General features: G+C 62.5%; 16 protein-coding genes. 9 read left to right on the forward strand and 7 right to left on the reverse strand.

What is annotated here, in order from left to right; translation table 11 throughout:
- Nucleotides 1-3: 3 nt before the first annotated feature.
- From HHJ18_RS17565 to HHJ18_RS17575, 3 genes are all read left to right on the forward strand, one after another.
- Nucleotides 4-1,362 carry a D-amino acid dehydrogenase gene (locus tag HHJ18_RS17565; RefSeq protein WP_296917219.1) on the forward strand — a complete coding sequence of 453 codons (1,359 nt, stop codon included), beginning with the start codon at nt 4-6 and terminating at the stop codon, nt 1,360-1,362.
- Between the two features lie 208 nt (nt 1,363-1,570).
- Complete coding sequence (locus HHJ18_RS17570; protein ID WP_296917221.1) at nt 1,571-1,807, forward strand: hypothetical protein; 237 nt, start codon at nt 1,571-1,573, stop codon at nt 1,805-1,807.
- A gap of 263 nt (nt 1,808-2,070) precedes the next feature.
- Entirely contained in the window at nt 2,071-3,369 is a 1,299-nt protein-coding gene (locus HHJ18_RS17575; protein ID WP_296917223.1) for a PHB depolymerase family esterase, read from the forward strand.
- On the opposite strand, the gene HHJ18_RS17580 is transcribed toward HHJ18_RS17575, so the two are convergent.
- A complete protein-coding gene (locus HHJ18_RS17580; RefSeq protein ID WP_296917225.1) occupies nt 3,366-4,232 on the reverse strand; it encodes a M14 family zinc carboxypeptidase in 867 nt (288 codons plus the stop codon). The genes HHJ18_RS17575 and HHJ18_RS17580 overlap by 4 nt on opposite strands.
- A gap of 209 nt (nt 4,233-4,441) precedes the next feature.
- Between HHJ18_RS17580 and HHJ18_RS17585 the strand changes: the two genes are divergently transcribed.
- Entirely contained in the window at nt 4,442-4,885 is a 444-nt protein-coding gene (locus HHJ18_RS17585) for a flavin reductase family protein (protein WP_366558859.1), read from the forward strand.
- Nucleotides 4,886-4,943: 58 nt separating this feature from the next.
- Nucleotides 4,944-5,846, forward strand: a complete 903-nt coding sequence (locus tag HHJ18_RS17590) for a DMT family transporter (protein WP_296917228.1) — start codon at nt 4,944-4,946, stop codon at nt 5,844-5,846.
- Nucleotides 5,847-5,954: 108 nt separating this feature from the next.
- Here the strand turns inward: HHJ18_RS17590 and HHJ18_RS17595 are convergent, their stop codons facing one another.
- Nucleotides 5,955-6,851, reverse strand: coding sequence for a LysR family transcriptional regulator (locus HHJ18_RS17595; RefSeq protein ID WP_296917401.1), 897 nt, complete (start codon nt 6,849-6,851; stop codon nt 5,955-5,957).
- A gap of 226 nt (nt 6,852-7,077) precedes the next feature.
- On the opposite strand from HHJ18_RS17595, the gene HHJ18_RS17600 reads away from it, so the two are divergent.
- Nucleotides 7,078-7,623, forward strand: coding sequence for a hypothetical protein (locus tag HHJ18_RS17600; protein ID WP_296917230.1), 546 nt, complete (start codon nt 7,078-7,080; stop codon nt 7,621-7,623).
- A 117-nt stretch (nt 7,624-7,740) separates the two neighbouring features.
- Here HHJ18_RS17600 and HHJ18_RS17605 read toward each other — a convergent pair whose 3' ends face one another.
- The 3 genes from HHJ18_RS17605 to HHJ18_RS17615 form a co-directional block, all read right to left on the reverse strand.
- Complete coding sequence (locus tag HHJ18_RS17605) at nt 7,741-9,624, reverse strand: phosphoenolpyruvate carboxykinase (GTP) (RefSeq protein WP_296917232.1); 1,884 nt, start codon at nt 9,622-9,624, stop codon at nt 7,741-7,743.
- A 1,872-nt stretch (nt 9,625-11,496) separates the two neighbouring features.
- Nucleotides 11,497-12,135 (reverse strand): ATP-binding cassette domain-containing protein, encoded by a 639-nt coding sequence (locus HHJ18_RS17610; protein WP_296917234.1) that lies wholly within the window; start codon nt 12,133-12,135, stop codon nt 11,497-11,499.
- A gap of 118 nt (nt 12,136-12,253) precedes the next feature.
- On the reverse strand, nt 12,254-12,421 hold the full coding sequence (locus tag HHJ18_RS17615) for a hypothetical protein (protein ID WP_296917236.1): 168 nt from the start codon (nt 12,419-12,421) through the stop codon (nt 12,254-12,256).
- A gap of 132 nt (nt 12,422-12,553) precedes the next feature.
- On the opposite strand from HHJ18_RS17615, the gene HHJ18_RS17620 reads away from it, so the two are divergent.
- On the forward strand, nt 12,554-13,018 hold the full coding sequence (locus HHJ18_RS17620) for a glycine zipper family protein (RefSeq protein ID WP_296917238.1): 465 nt from the start codon (nt 12,554-12,556) through the stop codon (nt 13,016-13,018).
- A 146-nt stretch (nt 13,019-13,164) separates the two neighbouring features.
- Nucleotides 13,165-13,743: an MOSC domain-containing protein gene (locus HHJ18_RS17625; protein ID WP_296917240.1), complete on the forward strand. Its 579-nt coding sequence runs from the start codon at nt 13,165-13,167 to the stop codon at nt 13,741-13,743.
- A 120-nt stretch (nt 13,744-13,863) separates the two neighbouring features.
- Here the strand turns inward: HHJ18_RS17625 and HHJ18_RS17630 are convergent, their stop codons facing one another.
- Nucleotides 13,864-15,066 carry a threonine ammonia-lyase gene (locus HHJ18_RS17630; RefSeq protein WP_296917242.1) on the reverse strand — a complete coding sequence of 401 codons (1,203 nt, stop codon included), beginning with the start codon at nt 15,064-15,066 and terminating at the stop codon, nt 13,864-13,866.
- Between the two features lie 213 nt (nt 15,067-15,279).
- On the opposite strand from HHJ18_RS17630, the gene HHJ18_RS17635 reads away from it, so the two are divergent.
- Nucleotides 15,280-17,691 carry an ATP-binding protein gene (locus HHJ18_RS17635; protein WP_296917244.1) on the forward strand — a complete coding sequence of 804 codons (2,412 nt, stop codon included), beginning with the start codon at nt 15,280-15,282 and terminating at the stop codon, nt 17,689-17,691.
- 119 nt (nt 17,692-17,810) lie between these two features.
- On the opposite strand, the gene HHJ18_RS17640 is transcribed toward HHJ18_RS17635, so the two are convergent.
- Nucleotides 17,811-18,503, reverse strand: coding sequence for a hypothetical protein (locus HHJ18_RS17640; RefSeq protein WP_296917246.1), 693 nt, complete (start codon nt 18,501-18,503; stop codon nt 17,811-17,813).
- Nucleotides 18,504-18,725: the final 222 nt, after the last annotated feature.

The following is an 18,725-nucleotide window of genomic DNA, read 5'->3' on the forward strand; positions in this document are numbered from 1 at the left end:
TGCATGAAAGTTGTTGTTTTGGGGGCCGGCATCATCGGCGTCAGCACCGCCTGGCATCTGCTGGAGCGCGGTCACGATGTCACCGTGGTGGACCGGCAGCTTGACGCCGCGCTGGAAACCAGCTTTGCCAACGCGGCGCAGATCTCCGTCAGCTACTGCGAGCCCTGGGCCAATCGGGACGCCCCTTGGAAGGCGCTCAAATGGATGTTTCGCGACGATGCGCCGCTGCTGTTTCGCCCGCAACTGCCCTTCGGCGAAGGCTGGCAACAGTGGCGCTGGGGCCTGCAGTTCTTGGGCCAGTGCAACGACCGCGCTTTTGAGCGCAATGTGCAGCAGCTGGTGGCGCTGGGCGCCTACAGCCACAGCGCGCTCAAGGAGGTGGTGGGCGCCACCGGCATCGAGTACCACAGGCTCGAACGCGGCATTGCGCACTACTACACCGAACAAAAATCATTTGACACCGCCGCCGACGCGGCCGCCTTGATGCGCAAATATGGCGTGGAGCGCCGCGTCGTCAGCACCGCCGAACTGCTCGCCATCGAGCCGGCCTTGCGCGCCTTTGGGCCGCAGATTGTCGGCGGCACCTACACCGCCAGCGACGAGAGTGGCGATGCCCATGTCTTCACGCAGGCGCTGGCCGGCCGCTGCGCCGAGCGCGGCGCCCAGTTCCTCTACGGGCACGATGTGGAAGGCTTTGAAAAATCCGGCGATGCTATTGAATCAATAGCTGTTCGCGCACGCCCCTCAATGGCTGGCGGCCTAAATGATGCCAAATTGCGGCATTTGAAGGCCGCCGCCGTGGTGGTGGCCTGCGGCTCTTACAGCGCGCCGCTGCTGCGCACCGTCGGCGTCGACCTGCCGATCTACCCCGGCAAAGGCTACAGCGCCACCTTCAAGCTGCTCAAGCCGGACGCCGCGCCTTATGTCAGCATGATTGACGACCAGGTCAAGTGCGCGCTCAGCCGCCTGGGCGACCACCTGCGCGTGGCCGGCACGATAGAGGTCGGCGGCTATGACCTGTCACTGGACACGCCGCTGGCCAAAGCGCGCTGCCGCATGCTGGCCAGGCGCATCGAAGAAGTACTGCCCGGCGTTTGCGATACACGGCTGGAGGAAGACGGCGGCACGCCGAACTTCTGGACCGGCCTGCGCCCCGCCACGCCGACCAACATCCCGTATATCGGTCAAACCCCGGTGCGCGGGCTGTGGGTCAACGCCGGCCACGGCACGCTGGGCTGGACCCATGGCGCGGGCTCGGGCAAAGCGCTGGCCGAACTGATCAGCGGAGAAGTGCCCAACATGGCGTTTGGCTTTTACGGCTTTGCGCATAGGGCTCCTGGGCGCCGCCTGTCGCCGATCTGAGTCCGCCGGCCGACGACGCGGCTGAAGTGAACGTAAAAAGCCCCACTGTCTAATCTGGCGCTTTTCCCCTACAGCTGTTGCCCGGCAGCGCTGACAGCGCCCCTCGCTCGGGCGCGCCATACTTTCGAGCATGAGTACAAATCGATCAATTCCTGCCACGCCGAATTCACTCCCAGACGATGCTGCCCAGCTAACGGCAGGCAAGGGCATGCCCAACAAACAGCCGCGGCCGCAAAAACCGCTGGCGGGCCGCCACGAAACGCAGCAAGACCGCTCGGACGAGGCCAGCCTGGAGTTGCCCCATGAGCGTGATCAGGCCACTGACATGACGGCCGCAAAGCCCGATCCCAGGGTCAAGCAGGCGGCCAAAGATGTGGCCGGCGGCTTGAGCGACACCAGCAAGGGCATCGAGATGGATAAAGCCTACAAGAAACTGGGAAATTGATGCCCAAGTGCTGTTAGCGCCAAAGCCCGATCGAAAGCCTTGTTAGCTATTGATTTAATAGCTGCCATCGCCCGTACTGTATGGGCTAGAAACCTTTTCTATTAAAAATTTGCAGTAACGGCAGGCCCAGCGGCCCGCATACGCTAGCCTGGCAGGTCAGAAAGCAACGGCCCATTGCTCTGCTTGTCCTACAGGGCTGTCGCTAGAAAGCGCTATCCTTTGTTGCACTGCAGCAATTTATTGCGTTTAAGCAAGTTTTTCATATGTCCTTATCTATCAGCAAACTATTTAAAGCATCGCAACTGACCCGTGGCGGGCGTTGGGTGCAGGCTAACTACGTGCTTCGCAAGGTGCTGGGACTGGCCAAAACCCCCTTGGCCAGCGCGTCTCTACCGCTTACTCCGGCTGCGCGCTCAGGCACTGCGCAAATCGTGCCGGCCGGCCCAGTCGTGGTGACGCCGCCGCTGCGCGAGAGCCAGTCCGAGCCGGCCAACGACGACGCTTTTGCACCAAGCCCGCCGCCGCAGCTTTACCTTGAGCGCGAACCCGCCAGTGAACCGCTCAGCGAGCCAGCCAGTCCTGCGCCAACGCCTCGGCCCGCCAGCTTTACCCGGCACACCTTTCAGTTTGCCAACACACCGTACGCTTACCGGCTTTACCGGCCGGCCCAGGCCGATAGCGGCACCCCGTCTGCACCCTTGCCGCTGGTCATCATGCTGCACGGCTGCAAGCAGGATGCCGCCGACTTCGCGCAGGGCACGGCGATGAACGAGCTGGCCGAGCAGCACGCCTGCATCGTGCTGTACCCCGAGCAGCAGGCCAAGGCCAACGCCCTGCGCTGCTGGAACTGGTTTGACACCGCGCACCAGGGCCGCGACGTTGGCGAGCCCGGCATGCTGGCGGCGCTGACACGCAAGGTACTCAAAAACCACAATGCCGACCCGGCGCGGGTTTACATAGCCGGGCTGTCAGCCGGTGGCGCGATGGCTGCCGTCATGGCCGGGATTTACCCTGAGCTGTATGCCGCGGTGGGCGTGCACTCGGGCGTTCCGACAGGTGCCGCCAGCGGCGTGATTTCGGCGCTCAGCGTCATGCGGCGTGGCGCCAGACCGGCGGCGCCCACAGGCGCACCCGAAAGCGCGATGCCGACGATCGTTTTCCACGGCGGTGCGGACCGGACGGTGCACCCGGAAAACGGCGAACAGATCGTCAACGCCGCACTTTCGACACTGGACGCTTGCGGCCTGATTTTGAAAAAGGCCGAAGTTGCGCAAGACGGCGCGACCTGCCCGGCTGGCGATGCCAGTGAAAAGGTTGATGACGCGGCAGCAGCTGGCCGGGACGCGTTTCGCACCGTTTACAGCGCCGCGGACGGCAAGTCTTATGTCGAATACTGGGAAGTGGGCACCGGGCCGCACGCTTGGTCAGGCGGCAACCCGGCCGGTTCGTTCACCGACCCGCAGGGCCCGGATGCGTCGCGGGCGATGTTGGCGTTCTTTTTGCAGCACAGCAAGCACGCCGGCAATGGCCACAACGCTTGGCCGGCCAGCGCGCAAAACTAGCGCAACAGCGTTTCCCGGCTGCGCGGCATGGCGGGCAGATCCTGCGCCACGCCGACGCGCTTGCCGGCCCAGCGCAACAAGTCATGCCACATCTCGCTGATCTCGCGGTCCAGCGGCGTGCGGGTTGAATTGGGCAGCTCTATGGTGACGACCGGCACGCCCTTGTGCACACCGCCGTAGTTGCCCAGCGAACCCGGGAAGATGCCGACCTGATCGAGATACAAGCGGCCGAGTTTGGTCGGTGGCACTGACGGCCCGTCAAAGTCAAGCACGCCGTAGGGCGCATGAATGCTGACAATCAGATCGGGCTTGAAGCGCTGGATCTGGTCGTGCAAAAAGCGGGTTTCGGGCTCGGACAGCGGGGTGGGGCCGGGCCAGCGACGCGGATCTTTGCCGGTGCGCTTTTCCCAGTAATTCTTGGCTTCGCGCGTCCAGTTGGGGGTGGGAAAGTTGCGGTTTAAATCGACGCCATGGCCGTTGACGCGGCTCGGTGGCTGGCTCAGCAGGCCATCGGGGTTGAGCACCGGCACAAAGCGCCAGTGGATGGCCTGCGCGCCGCCGGATCCTTGCGCGGCCAGCTTGATCCAGTGAAATGGCAGCGCCGCCGAAGACAGCTCATCGCCATGAATGCCACCCACCACCAGCACGCGCAGATTGGCCTGGCTGGGCCGGATATCGCGGCTCCAGAGCATTTTCCCCGCGACCGAGCGGACACCCGTGGACTGCAATTTTGCGGCCTCGCACAAAGCCCGTGAAAGATTCGGCAGTTTGACCGCGAACTCAGCGCAAGGCGAGGCGGCGTGAGCGACTGATGCTATTGAAAAAAGAGCAAACAAAAAGGCGTGAAGGCGGCTAAAAAACATGCCCGCAAGTGTAACTGCGCACCTGCCGGGGGCCGCAACCGCGCAGCCCGTCAACCTCGGCTTGATCACAGGATTGAGGGAGGTACGCATCGAGCAGTAGGCGTTCATGCCGGGCTTCAGTTAAATTAGCGCTTATGTTGTCATCCGCCTCACGTCGCCACGCCAGCCGTCCCAGCTTTTCGCCCCAAGAGTTTCGCGCGTCGCTGGCGATGTTTGCCACCGGCGTCACCATCGTCACCGCGCGTACGGCGGCTGGCGAACTGGTCGGGCTGACCGCCAATTCCTTTAATTCGGTATCGCTGAACCCGCCGCTGGTGCTTTGGAGCCTGGCGCAGGCCGCCGGCTCGATGGTGGCGCTGAGCACCGGCTCCCACTACGCCATCAACATTCTGGCGGCCGACCAGATAGCGTTGGCCGAGCGCTTTGCCAGCAAGGGCGGGGACCGCTGGAAGGACGTGGTGTTCAGCGAAGGCGCGGGTGGCGCGCCGCTGCTGAACGGCGCCGCCGCCACCTTTGAATGCTTTAACCGCAGCCGTTATGAAGAAGGCGACCATGTGATTTTTGTCGGCGAGGTGGAGCGCTGCAGTCACCGCGCCGGCGCCGCGCCCCTGCTGTTTCATGGCGGCAGGTTTTACACCGAGCACCCCTTGTGAGCCGGCGCTGGTTGCCTGCCGCCAAACGGCGGCTGTGCGTTGTCGGCAGTCTGAAACCATGAGTGCTCGCAAACACCATCTGGACGGCCTGGCCGTTTCACTGCTGCTGGCCTGCTGCCTGTTCTGGGGCTTTCAGCAGGTGCTGATCAAGGCCACCCTCCCTGAGATACCGCCCATGTTCCAGGCCTCCTTGCGTCTGGCCGGCGCCACCGCCTTGCTCGGGCTGTGGTGCTGGTGGCGCGGCATTGCGCTGTTTCAGCGCGACGGCTCGGGGCGCGCCGGCCTGCTGGCAGGCGCGCTGTTCGGCGCCGAATTTGCCTGCATTTACCTTGGCCTGCAGTACACCAGCGCGTCGCGGCTGACGGTGTTTTTGTACACCTCGCCGTTTTGGGTGGCGGCATTGCTGCCGCTGTGGGTCGCCTCGGAGCGGCTGCAGCGCTGGCAATGGGCCGGCCTGCTGTGCGCCTTTGTGGCGGTACTGTTTGCCTTGCGCGAGGGCTTCACGGCGGGCTCGGCCGCCATGCTGCGCGGCGACCTGCTGGCGCTGCTGGCCGGCATGCTGTGGGGACTCACCACCGTGGTGATTCGCGCCTCCGGCCTGACCCGGATCTCGGCGGAAAAACTGCTGTTTTACCAGCTGGCCGTCAGCGCCCTGGCTTTCCCGGCGCTGTCGCTAAGTCTGGGTGAAGCCTGGGTCTGGCACTTCAGTGCGTTTGCGCTGACCTCGCTGCTGCTGCAGACGGTGCTAGGCGCGTTTGCCAGCTACCTGGCCTGGATGTGGATGCTGGGCCACTACCCGGCGACCAGGATTTCCGTCTTTGTTTTCCTCACGCCGCTGTTTGCCCTGCTGTTCGGCGCCTGGTGGTTGCGCGAAACCGTCACGCCCAGCCTGCTTGCCGCGCTGGCGTTGGTGGCGGCTGGCATTGTGCTGGTCAACCGCAAGCCGCGCGTGATGGGCTGAGTCGATGAACCGCAGTCGGTTGTGAATGCTATAAAAATAATAGCTGCTAGCGCCCTGTTTGATTGGGCTACAGGCCTTTTTGTCCCGGAATGGCGAATGCAGCCCGGTTCACGCTGCAAACGCCTGCCCGGTCGCGCGCACGACGGCCTGGCGCAGCCAGCTATGGGCGCCGCGTTGCTCGGACCGGCGGTGCCACAGCGCATCGACATGCACCGGCGACACGGCAAACGGCAGGGGGCGCAGCACCAGCTGCTCGGCAATCCCGGTGACGCGCACAAAATGGCGCGGCATCACGCCCAGCAGGTTGGAGTTGGCCACCACCCGGCCGGCGGTAAAAAACTGGTTGACTGTCAGCACCACCTGGCGCTTGCGGCCCAGCGCTGCCAGCGACTCGTCGATAAAACCGTAAGGCCGGCCGGAAAAGCTCACCAGCATGTGGCGGGCGCTGCAAAAGCGCTCTAGCGTGAAGGGGCCGCTCGCCAGGGCGTGGCCTTGGCGCATCACGCAGACATATTCGGCGTCATACAGGCGCTGGTGCATGAAGGGCACCGGCTCGCCGCTTTGTTCGCGCGCCGTCAGGTCGGCCAGCACCGAGGGGAAGTAGCCGACCGCCAGGTCGCAGGCCTCCTCGTCCAGCAGCATGCGCGGGTCGCGGGTGCTGAGCGGCACCACGCGCATGGTCACGCCCGGGGCTTCGCGTTCCAGGATGTCGGTCAGGCCCGGCACCAGTTCGGCCGCCGTCGCGTCGGCCATCGCCAGCACAAAGGTGGTGTGGGCTTCGCCAGGCACAAACTCGTTGGGAATCAGCGACTCCTGCAGTTGCCGCAAGGCTTCGCGCACGGCCGGCCAGATGGCGAGCGCGCGCGGCGTCGGCGCCATGCCCTGGCCGCTGCGTTGCACCAGCTCGTCGCCCAGCGTCTCGCGCAGGCGGCGTAGCGCATTGCTGACCGCCGGTTGCGTCAGCGACAGGTTGCGCGCCGCCCGCGTCAGGCTGCGCTCGGCCATGACCTCATCAAAGACGCGAAGCAGATTCAGGTCCAGTGTGCGGAAGTTGGGGGAGTTCACGGAAAGTTCTCGCCAAGGTGAAGAAAAGGAGGAGATTTAACTATCACCATTGTGAATGACCTGCATCACAAAGATAAAGTGGAAGAGCATTAGTAAAAACCCTAATATACGTTCATCCGCTGCAGAATTTTTTGCAAACAGCACCCGCTAAACAGAGAGGTTCAGCATGACCAGTTTCATTGACATCAAATATTCCACCCAGCACCCGGGCGTCGCCCGGGTCGAGACAGCCATCGACGCCTCGATGGACCTGAGCCGGCAAGTGCGCCGTAGCCTGTCCGGCACGAGCGGCTTGGCTACGCTGCTGCTGTCTGCCATGGCTGCGGCCACCATGGTAGTCGCTTACGAAGTGATGGACAGCGTCGCCGAAGGCCATCTGCTGGTCATGTGGATTGCGCTGTGGGCCGTGGCGTTTGCGGCGCTTGCGCTGTTCGCCGGTGCGGCGCGTAGCTTGGCCGCGCGGTCTGTGGTCGGTCTTGACGCCTGGTCGCGCAGTCTGGCTGAAGCCAGGTCCGACCAGCGCCTGTGGGCCGCCGCCAAGCAAGACCATCGCCTGATGGCCGACCTGCAAGGCGCCGTGTTGCGTGAGGAAGCCCGCATTGAAGTGGCGAAAGAAACACCTGAGACACCTTTGACGCCGGCCATGCGAGCCGCGCGGGCGCTGCGGGTAGGTAGCCCGATGGCGCGTGATTCCTACAGCCACTGCTTCTAGGCAAGGGAAGGTAAAGTGCCCCGGCTGCCCTAACCGCAGCCCATAAAAAAAGCCACCTGGACAGGTGGCTTTTTTGTGTCCGGCCCGCTTGCGGGCTGGGATCAGTTTGTCAGGCCGTCAGGCGGCCAAACGCTTTTCAAGCGCCTCTTTGGTCTGGCCCAACTCTTTGGGCAGGTGGTGCGCCAGTTGCGTGAACAACTCGGTGTGCAACTCCAACTCGTTAAGCCAGGCGGCCTTGTCCATGCTGGTGACGGTGTCGAACTGCTCGGCGCTGAAATCCAGACCGGTCCAGGTCAGGTCTTCATAGCGTGGGCTGATGCCGGTAATGTGTTCGCTGCCCTGGCCCTTGCCTTCAATGCGGTCGACCATCCACTTGAGAACGCGCATGTTTTCGCCGTAGCCGGGCCAGACAAACTTGCCGTCTGCGCCTTTGCGGAACCAGTTGGTGGTGTAAATCCTGGGCAGCGTGGCGCCCGAGGCGGCCAGCTTTTCCCCCAAGGTTAGCCAATGCTGGAAGTAGTCGCTCATGTTGTAGCCGGTAAACGGCAGCATGGCAAACGGGTCGCGCCGCACCACACCAGCCTTGCCGGTGGCTGCGGCAGTGGTTTCGGAGCCCATGGTCGCGGCCATGTAAACGCCTTCGACCCAGTTGCGCGCCTCGGTCACCAGCGGCACGGTAGTGGAACGGCGCCCGCCGAAGATGAAGGCGTCAATCGCCACGCCTTTCGGGTCGTCCCAGGCGCTGTCGAGCGCCGGGTTGTTGGTGGCGGCTACGGTAAAGCGTGAGTTGGGGTGCGCAGCGGCGCGAAGTTTCCCGTTCTCACCGTTTTCCTTGGCGATCTGCGGCGTCCAGTCGCGGCCCTGCCAGTCAATCAGGTGCGCCGGCAGTGCATGGTCAGGGTTATCTTGCTCCATGCCTTCCCACCAGACATCGCCGTCGTCGGTCAGCGCGACGTTGGTGAAAATCGTGTCGCGGTCCAGGCTGCGCATGCAGTTTGGGTTGGTCAGTAAATTGGTGCCCGGTGCCACGCCAAAGTAGCCGGCTTCCGGGTTGATGGCGTAGAGCTTGCCGTCGGCGCCGGGTTTTATCCAGGCGATGTCGTCGCCAATGGTGGTGACTTTCCAGCCGTCAAGACCGGCGGGCGGCACCAGCATGGAAAAGTTGGTCTTGCCGCAGGCGCTTGGGAAGGCAGCGGCCACATGGTATTTTTTGCCGCGCGGCGTGGTCACGCCCAAAATCAGCATGTGCTCGGCCAGCCAGCCTTCGTCACGGCCCATGTTGGAGGCAATGCGCAGCGCAAAGCATTTCTTGCCGAGCAGCGCGTTGCCGCCGTAACCCGAGCCATAAGACCAGATCTCGCGCGTTTCCGGGTAATGCACGATGTACTTGGTCTTGTTGCTGGGCCATTTCACGTCTTTCTGGCCGGCGGCCAGGGGCGCGCCCACGGTGTGCAGGCAGGGCACAAACTCGCCATTGACGCCAAGCACGTCAAACACCGCCTTGCCCATGCGCGTCATGATCTTCATGTTGACCGCTACATACGGGCTGTCCGACAGCTCGATGCCGATGTGGGCAATCGGCGAGCCGAGCGGGCCCATGCTGAAGGGCACCACGTACATGGTGCGGCCCCGCATGCAGCCGTCAAACAGTGGCTGCAGTGTGGCGCGCATGTCGGCCGGCGCCATCCAGTTGTTGGTCGGGCCGGCGTCTTCTTTTTTGGCCGAGCAGATAAAGGTACGGTCTTCCACGCGGGCCACGTCGCTCGGGTCGGACCAGGCCAGATAGCTGTTCGGGCGTTTGGCCTGGTTGAGCTTGATGAAGGTTCCGGCGTCGACCAGTTGCTGGCACAGGCGCTGGTATTCGGCGTCGCTGCCGTCGCACCAGTAGACGCTGTCGGGTTTGCACAAGGCGGCCATGTCGGCCACCCAGGCGATCAGTTTGGCATTTTTGACGTAGCTGGGTGTGGACTGGTCTAGCCCCTGCATCGCGGGTTGGTTCATCTAAATTCTCCGAAGTAAAAAAAGCGCTATTTTGATAAGCGTCGAACGATGCTGCAGCGGTGCAATCTGTGTCGCCGCTGTGGCATCGGGACTCTTCTCAAAATGACGCTTGGACCCGCCTCAATGCGACTCGCCAACCCGTCCGGCCAATCAATTAAACCCGGCTACCGGCAACGCATAACACCAATGCAAGTTCCAGTCGGCTGGCGGGTCCGCAGCCAAAAAGTGCTGCGGCGCGGAGCTCGGAAAAGCCAGGAGGATAGTTTTTCTAGGTTTCACCAGTCGGCCAGGAAAGTCATTCTAAGAACATAGGCAGCAGTTACCAGAGGGTTACCGCCAAAAGATATGCAAAACGTGCATGCCCTTATGCATATATTAAGTTTAAGTTGCCGCACTTGTGACTGCAGTGTTCTAAATGCGACCAAGCAGACGGCGCGAGTAGGGCGGTCCAGTCTGTGATTTCGACCGCCGGCTGGCGTTACCGCGCGTGATCCGGCGGCGCTGCGTGGCGGCGGCCAGTGACCTGAAGTTGGCGCTGTCGCCGGTGTTGGCGCGCTTTTAAAGCGAAACCGGGCTCTGCCATTTCGTTGGATAGCGGGTTGAAGGGCCGGCAGGCGCACTGGCGTCAGGTGCGCAAATTTGGCCATTGTTAATCCGGAGCATGTGTCCTATGGTCGCGCTGCAGGGAAAGCGCTGCAACAACTCGGGCTGGGGAATCTGGTCTTGCCCAAACTGGTGCTCGGCGCGGATTAGGGCTTGGACGGGGGCTTGACTTCGTCCGGCGCTGCCTTGCTTGAAGCGCGCGTATTGGCGAAACTTGCGGTCCAGTCGCAATAGTCACAGCGGTAGCGTTTAACCGGGGTGAACCAGCTGATGATGCGATCGCGCAATGTTCGACTAACACGGGGCGCTAGATCACCGCAATGCGGGCAGGCCATGGTGCTTCGAAAAGAGTTTGTAACCATTTCATTGCCTTTCAGTTACGCAGTGTAACATTTTCGCAATATTTGCTTGTATTTAAATGTATCCGGCTTGGCTCTCCAAATCGAAAACCAAGGCCAATAAGGCGCCCCCGCAGCGCCAAAGTAAAACGACCCAGCCCGCTTGGAGGAAATCCGGCCGCTGCCGCACGACGGCGCCGCGCCCAAGCCGCGCTTCGCATAATCCCCGCATGGATTGGTGAGTCCTTCGCGCTTCTCTGCCTGTTGCCGTTTGCACGGCGGCCTTGCTGTTGCCGCTGGGCGTCTGCCGCTGTACCACGGGCTGGCGGCGCTGCGCCAGAGCGTCGCCATTCCCGTGGTGCTGGTAACGCACGATCTGCCTGGCGCGCGTCAGTCTGGCCGACCGCGTGCTGATTCTGGATGGCGGCGCCTGGCTACAGGTCGGATCAGCGGCCAAAGTTTTTGTAAGTTCGCGCAACGCCCGCGTCGCTACGCTGGTGGGCATACAAACCATTTTCAGGGCCAGTTTTTTCAACACGAGCCCGATGACGCACCCTGTTTTGGCCGCCTGGTGTAGCACGGCGCCAGTCTGGACGAAGGGCTGAGCTTGCGCGAGGTCTTGCCACTCGGCGAAAGCAGCTTGTGCACGCTGCTGCCGCGCAGTTGCCGAGCCAGTGCCTCACCCTCAAACTGTCCGGCGCCGCCCTGCGGCGACCGCGCGCGCAGCATCCTGTATGGGCATATCCTGCCGGAGGCCGTTCACATCATGCCGATGCGCACGGGCTGCGGCTTGTGCCCGGGGTATTTCGATTAAATTGGCCTGTAGCCCATAGCAGACGAGCGCTAGCTGCTATTAAAAGCATAGTGAAATTGCGGCCGGCCGGCACTTCGGCGCGAGGGCTCTCAAGTGAACCTCGACGCTAATCCCAGCTCAGCCCCCCAGCTCGATTACTTTTGCCAGCGCCAGGCCCATGGGCGCCTCATAGTCCGCCACAACCCAGGCGCGGTCCGGCTGCCGCGCCGCTCCGGCCAGCTGCTCCAGCAGGTAGTCTATGGACGGGCGGTCCAGCGCCATAAAAGGCTGATCCAGCAGCGTCACCGGAGCCTGGGCGACCAGCGCTGCGGCCAGCAAGACCTTGCGCCGCGTGCCGGTGGACAGCATGTAGAGCGCTTTGTGCAAATGCGGCGCCAAGCTCAGGCCGGCGACATGCGCCTGAAGCAGGTCAGCGCTGAAGCCGTGCTGGTGCTGCGCCAGGGTGCTGAAAATATGGTCGGCCGTCTGTTCGTTCTGCGCGCTGCCGCGCGGGTCCCACCACGCCACTTGCTGCTGGTAGGCCAGCCGGGTTTCCGCCAGGCGCACGCCCTGGATGTGAAGCTGCCCCGCCGTCGGCAGCAGCGCCCCCGCCAGCAGCTGCAGCAAGGTGGTCTTGCCGCTGCCTTCGCCGCCGCACAACAGAGTTACGCCGGGTGGCAAATCGAAGGACAGCTGCGCAAACAGGGTCTTATTCGGCGCGTCGGGAAAGCCAAAAGAAAGAGCGTCGGCATGCAAAATGGATGCGGTTGGGTGCACGGTGAAGCGGTTCCGGTTGTTCGAAATTTTCGTTGCGCCGTTGCGCGTGCGGTAGAGCTGTCCCTGCAACGAAAAAAGTCCGCAAGATGCGGACTTTTGCCAGTAAGGCAGCGCAGGCTCAGGCCATGTAAACGGCGATGAAAGCCAGCAGAAACATCAGCACGCCACCGACCAGCGGCAACACCAGCGGGATCATTGGCACGATGGCCTCAACCGCATCTTCTTCGTACTCGGGCGGCGGGCTGCTGGGTGCTGCGTGGGAGGCGTGAGGGGCTGGGGTCGACATGGTGGTTCCTGAAATGCGTGATCGGCTCTTAAACACAAAAAACATTTTACCTTTTTGGCGTGGGCCGTGGCGAGCAGCGCCCGGCCAGCTTTTGCAGTACGCTTTAAAATCCTCGTTTTTTTAACCAGACGCATGACATCAGCAACCAGACTTTTCGCGACCGGCGCGGCAGCAGCAGCGCTGGCCTTGCTCTCGGCCTGCGCGGCCAGCGGACCGAACAGCGCTTCGGCGCGGCCCGTGCTCTACCCCAATGCCACGCTCAATCGCCTTGGCGAGGCGCAGGGCCAATCTGAAGCCAATGCCTGCATGGCGCGCGCCACCTCGGCTGGGCTGTCGCCGACCCAGGGCGGCAATGAAGTCGGCCGCCGCGCCGGCGAGGGCGCCGCCGTCGGGAGCGTGGCATCGGCCGTCGGTGCGCTGATCACCGGGCGCGGCGGCGAAGGCATGCTGCGCTCCGGTGTCGCCGGTGCGGCCATAGGCGGTTCGGCCGGCGCGGTGTCGGGCGCGTTTCACAACGACAAGCCCAACAGTATTTACCGCAGCTTTGTGCAGCGCTGTCTGAGCGAAAAGGGCTTTGAAATGATCGGCTGGAATTGATGCCTCCACGCTGGTCGCTTCGCGTATTACGCTGCCCCATCAGGGAGCGGTGCTTGCTGTGGGCGGCCCGGCGCGGCGCACTGGACTTGCGCATCGTGCGCTGTGCTACTTTTTAGCCCTGACGCTAGACGCTGTTCATCAGACCCATGCCGCAACTTCTTTCCGTTCAGATCGGCAGCGCCCGGCGCGTCAACATGGGCGGGCGCAGCATCCTGACGGCCATGGGCAAGCAGGCGGTGGCTGGCGCGCTGCCGGTGCTTCCCCTCGGGCTGATGGGTGACGAGCAGGCCGATCTGTCAGTTCACGGCGGACTTGAAAAAGCCGTCTACGCCTACCCATCCGAGCATTACGCCTACTGGCAGGCAGCCAGGCGCGAGGCGGGTCTCAGCCAGATCGACGACAGCCTGCCGCACGGCAGCCTGGGCGAAAACCTCACGCTGCTGGGGCTGCTTGAAACCGACCTCTGGGCCGGCGACGTGCTGAAGTTCCCCGGCTGCGAATTGCGCGTGACGCTGCCGCGCGAGCCCTGCTACAAATTCAATGCCGCCATGGGCTTTGGCCGCGCCTCCAGGCTGATGGCACAAACCGGTTTTTGCGGCTTCTACCTGGCGGTCGAGCGCCCGGGAACGCTGCAAGCGGGTGATTCGTTCGAAGTGGTGGCGGGCCGCCGCGGCGTCAGCATACAGACGCTGTTTGCCGCCAAGATGGCCAAGCATTTGCGCTGAGGCCGCATTCCATTTCCAAATCATCCGTGCACTTTGCCGGCTTCGCTAGCTGTACGTTTGTACTGTCCTCGCTTCGCCTTCGCGTTCACGAATGATTTGGAAATGGAATTAGCCGGGCGTTCAGTGCTGCTCGCCGGCCTCAAAGCCGGCCGCGTTCAGCGTCGCCAACACCTGCTCGATATGCGCGCGCCCGCGGGTCTGGATCACCAGTTCAATCTCCACGTTTTGCGCCGACAGCATCGTGAAGGCGCGCTGGTGGTGCACCTCGTCGATGTTGGCGCCGGCGCCGGCCACCGTGGCGGTGATTTTGGCGAGCGAGCCCGGCACATCGCGCGCGCTGACCTTGATGCGCGCCAGCCGCCCGGCGCGCACCATGCCGCGCTCAATGATGGCCGCTAGCAGCAGTGGCTCGATATTGCCGCCGCACAGCACCAGCCCGACTTTTTTGCCCGCAAAGCGCGCCGGGTATTTAAGCAGCGCCGCCAGCCCAGCCGCACCGGCGCCTTCGACCAGGGTTTTTTCAATTTCGAGCAGCATCACCAGCGCCTGCTCGATATCGCCCTCATCGACCAGTACGAGGTCGTCGACCCGCTCGGCAATGATGGCCCGCGGTATCAGGCCGGGCGTGCCGACCGCGATGCCGTCGGCAATCGTGCTCACGCCTTGTGGGTACTGTGTGCCCTTGATGGCGTTGACCATGCCGGGAAAGCGCGAGGTCTGCACGCCGATGATTTCAATGCGGGGCCGCAAAGCCTTGGCCGCCGTCGCCATCCCGGCAATCAGCCCGCCGCCACCGACAGCCACCACCAGCGTGTCCAGATCCGGCACGGCCTGCAGCATTTCCAGCCCGACGGTGCCCTGGCCCGCGACGATGGCTTCGTCGTCATAGGGATGCACAAACACCAGGCCCTCGCGTTCGGCCAGCAGCAGCGCGTGGCGATGCGACTCGTCGAGCGTGTCGCCGTGCAGCAGCACTTCGGCGCCAAAGCCGCGCGTGCGCTCTATCTTCACGCCGGCTGTGAAGCACGGCATGACGATGACGGCGCGAATGCCCAGGCGCTGCGCGTGGTGAGCCACACCTTGGGCATGGTTACCGGCGCTCATGGCGATCACACCGCGTTGCCCTTCATCCGCCGTGAGTTGCGCCAGTTTGTTGCAGGCGCCGCGCTCCTTGAAAGAGGCGGTGTATTGCAGGTTTTCAAACTTCAGGAAAATCTGCGCCCCGGTCAGTTGCGACAGCGTTTTTGACTCGACACAGGGCGTGTTCAGCAGCTGGCCTTGCAGGCGCTGGGCGGCTTGTTCAATATCGTTCAGACTGAGCATGGAATTCTTTCGTGGCACGGCAGTGCCGCAAGCGCTACATTTTCCACGCCTTCCGGCCCCGCTGGCCGCAACTGGGGCTCTGCCAGCTAGAAGTAGTGTCTTCCATGATGCTTCAAGCTGCGTTATGGTGGAGGTTGCCGGGTCCCGCTTGGGGATGGCTGGCAGGATTGGGCTATGGTGCCAGCCAGGTTGTTGAAAGCTGAGGGTTTGTCCATGAGCAAGCGTTCCAACGTCGAGCATCCGCACCACACGCATCATGCGCAGTTGGGCCTGCTCTCGCCCGGGCTGAAGGAAGCGCCGGTGCTGGACTTGATGTGTTCGCACTTCGTGCTGACACTGGCCGCGCGCCAAGGCGCCAAGTTCAATGTGCGACGCGACCTCAACAGTCTGCTGTCGCTGTCGGGCCGCCATCTGGTCTGGCCGCTGCCCGCGCTGCAGCGCCTGCGCGAATTCCTGGTACGCCGCTGCAAGGACAACGAGCTCTGGCGCGGCCACGAGAGCCTGAGCGACGCCGAATTCATGGCGCGCCACGGCGCCTGGCGCGGTCCCTATGAAGAAGGCACGCTGTTTTTCTACCTCGACGAATACGCCAAGGACCAGCCCAAGGACTTGCTGTCGGTGCTTAGCGCCACCGGCGAGTGGCTCAGCCACGCGCTGAAAAAGCAGTCCACCCTGGTGGAGAAAAACATCGACGCGCTGGCCAGCCTGCTGCAGCTGAACCGGGCCGAGCGCGCGCTGCTGCTTTACGGCACGCTGGCGCGCTACCAGCGTGATTTGCGCTCGCTGCTGGTCGAGTTCAAGGTCAATAACGCGCCCGAGGCCTATGCCGCGATTGCCGATGTGGCCGGTGTCAAGGCGCTGGAAGTCGCTGAGGCGCTGCGCGCCGGCTCGCGGCTGGAGCGCATCGGCATGGTGGAAAACCTGATCTCCGAGCACAACATCACCGACCTGGCTGATCTGATGAAAGTCAGCGAGAAACTGCCCCCGGTGCTGATGCGCGAATACCGCGACCAGAACGAGTTGATGGCGGTCTTCACCCGGCCGGCCGCGCGCAGCAGTTTGCAACTGGCCGATTTCGCTTTTGTCGATGAAGACGCGCAGGTGCTGGTGGCGCTGCTGCGCAATGCGGTCGCGGCGCGCGAGCAGGGCGTCAACGTGCTGCTCTACGGGCCGCCCGGCACCGGCAAGACCGAACTCGCCAAGGTGGCGGCGCAGGCCGCCGGGCTGGATCTGTTCGAAGTCGAATACGCCGATCGCGACGGCAATTCGCTAAGTGGGCGCGACCGCTACCGCTCGCTGCAGATCGCCCAGGTTTTCCTCAAGGGCAGCACGCATGCGGCGCTGCTGTTTGACGAAGTGGAAGACGTGTTTCCACCGATTTCCAGCGAAACCGCGCAGCTGATGGCGCGTTCCGAACAGCTGGCGCCCGCGGCCAGCGGCGCGCTCAATAGTTCGGTGAGCGGCAAAGCCTGGGTCAACCAAGTGCTTGAATCGAACACCGTGCCGACGCTCTGGGTCACCAACCGCATCGAGCAGATCGACCCGGCCTTTCGCCGCCGTTTTGCCTACCACCTGGAGTTGCGGTCACCGCCGCCCGGTGCGCGCGAAGGGGTGGTGCGCAAGACGCTGGAGGGCGTGCAGGTAAGCGACGCCTTCATTGCCAAACTCACCGCGCGCAAAGGTCTGACGCCGGCGCAAATCCATACGGCGGTGCGCTTTGCCCGCCTGGCCAGCGCGCCGCCTGACAAGCTGGACAGCCGGGTCGACAGCCAGTTCGATGGCGCCGCGCTGCCGGCGATGCTGGCCGGTGGCCGGGCGCAGCTGATGGAGTCGCTGATCGAGCGCCAGCTTAAAAATGCCGACATCGCGCTGGGCAACAAGGCCGAAGCCGCCGGGCGCCGCAGCCCCACCCGCTATGACCTGGCCATGCTCAATGTCGAATCGCGTTTTGAGTTGCCGCGCATCATCGCCGCGCTGAAAAACCGGGGCCACGGTACGCTGTGCTTTTACGGCCCGCCCGGCACCGGCAAGACCGCGCTGGCCGAACACATCGCCAAAATGCTGGAGCAGCCGCTGCTCACCAAGCAGGCCAGCGATTTGATGAGCAAGTACGTCGGCGAGACCGAGCAGAACATGGCCGCTATGTTCCGCGAAGCCGAATCGGAAAAAGCCGTGCTGCTGCTCGACGAAGCCGACAGTTTTCTGCAGGACCGGCGCGGCGCCCAGCGCACCTATGAAGTGACCGAAGTCAACGAAATGCTGCAAGGCATGGAGCGCTACGCCGGCATCTTCATCTGCACCACTAACCTGTTCGACAGCATTGATCAGGCCGCGCTGCGCCGCTTCACCTTCAAGATCCGCTTCATGCCGCTGAAAGGCGAGCAGCGTGAAACCATGTTTATTGCCGAGGCGCTGGCAGGCGATGCGGCACGGCTCACAGCGGTTGTGCAAAAAAGGCTGGGTGAGTTGTCGCAGCTGTGTCCGGGCGATTTTGCGGCGGTGAAGCGTCAGGCGGTGATTCTGGACACTGAACTGTCAGCGCAAGAGTTCTTGATGCAGTTGGAGGCCGAGCACCGCATCAAGCCCGAGGTGCGCGAAGGACGGGCGATCGGGTTCATGCCGTAGTTGCTATTGAATTTATAGCTGCTTGCGCCCGTGAATATTGGACTAGAGCCTGTTTTTGCCCTTGTATTCAAGCGCGACGTGCAACGGGCTTTGGTGTGAGGGCTGGTGAGGCTATCGCCTCATTTCTTCACCGCGATGAATGATTTGGGTAGCCAGAAAAACCGTTCAGTCAGAATCTCGGCATCCTTAAACAGGTACTGCATCATTTCATGGGTCAACAGGCGGGCATGCTCTGCCAGCATCACCGCTTCACCCACTGACTCTGCCTTTTTAAAATGACCCAATCGGAAGTGCGTCACCAGCCACATCCGCGTGGGTTTGGGGAGCCAGTGAATAAACGGCGTCATGAAATGAGGCTCTATGGGGAACCAAAAATTTGGAGTTTGAACGAAGTACGCTGGCGAGACTCGTTCAAGTTCTTTGGCAAATTGAACCTGGCGCCCCCAATCGCCGACATGTTCCACCACAGAATTGGAGTGGGCTATGTGAAATGACCGGTCCTTGAAGCCTGCAAGGTCACAGCCATCTGATTCTGCAAACGTAAAGGGTCCATGGTCCTTGGGCAACAAGCTCCCAGGAATATTGACTATGGTTATTTTCACCTTGCGGTCAAGCAGATATTGCATCGGGACTATTCCCCAATACTGCTCTGTTCCACCGATGTCTATCAGGTTGACGCAGCCGTGTGCATTGAAAACGCCTTCAATCATGGCCAGCAAGGGTGCGATGCGTTTGGCCCGCAACTTTGACCCCACGGATGCCGGACTGTCGTAGTTTGAAATCCGCTTGGCCAAAATACTCGTGATAGACATAACGTATACCTTTGCTTGCTTTTACATGATGTAAATGCGGGTTTCTGGGAATGAAGGCGCAGATTCCAGATCAATGGAACTTTAAAAATTGTAGGGTGTCGCGAGAAGTAACGCAAACGCTGGAAAGTCAAGCGAAATAGAATCTGTGGCGCTACTAAAAAAATAGCTGTTTACGCCCGTATTTATTGGGCTAGAGCCACTTTTTATCGCTAATCCGGGCTA

Source organism: Polaromonas sp. (assembly GCF_012927455.1).
In the GTDB taxonomy this organism is placed as follows: Bacteria; Pseudomonadota; Gammaproteobacteria; order Burkholderiales; family Burkholderiaceae_C; genus Polaromonas.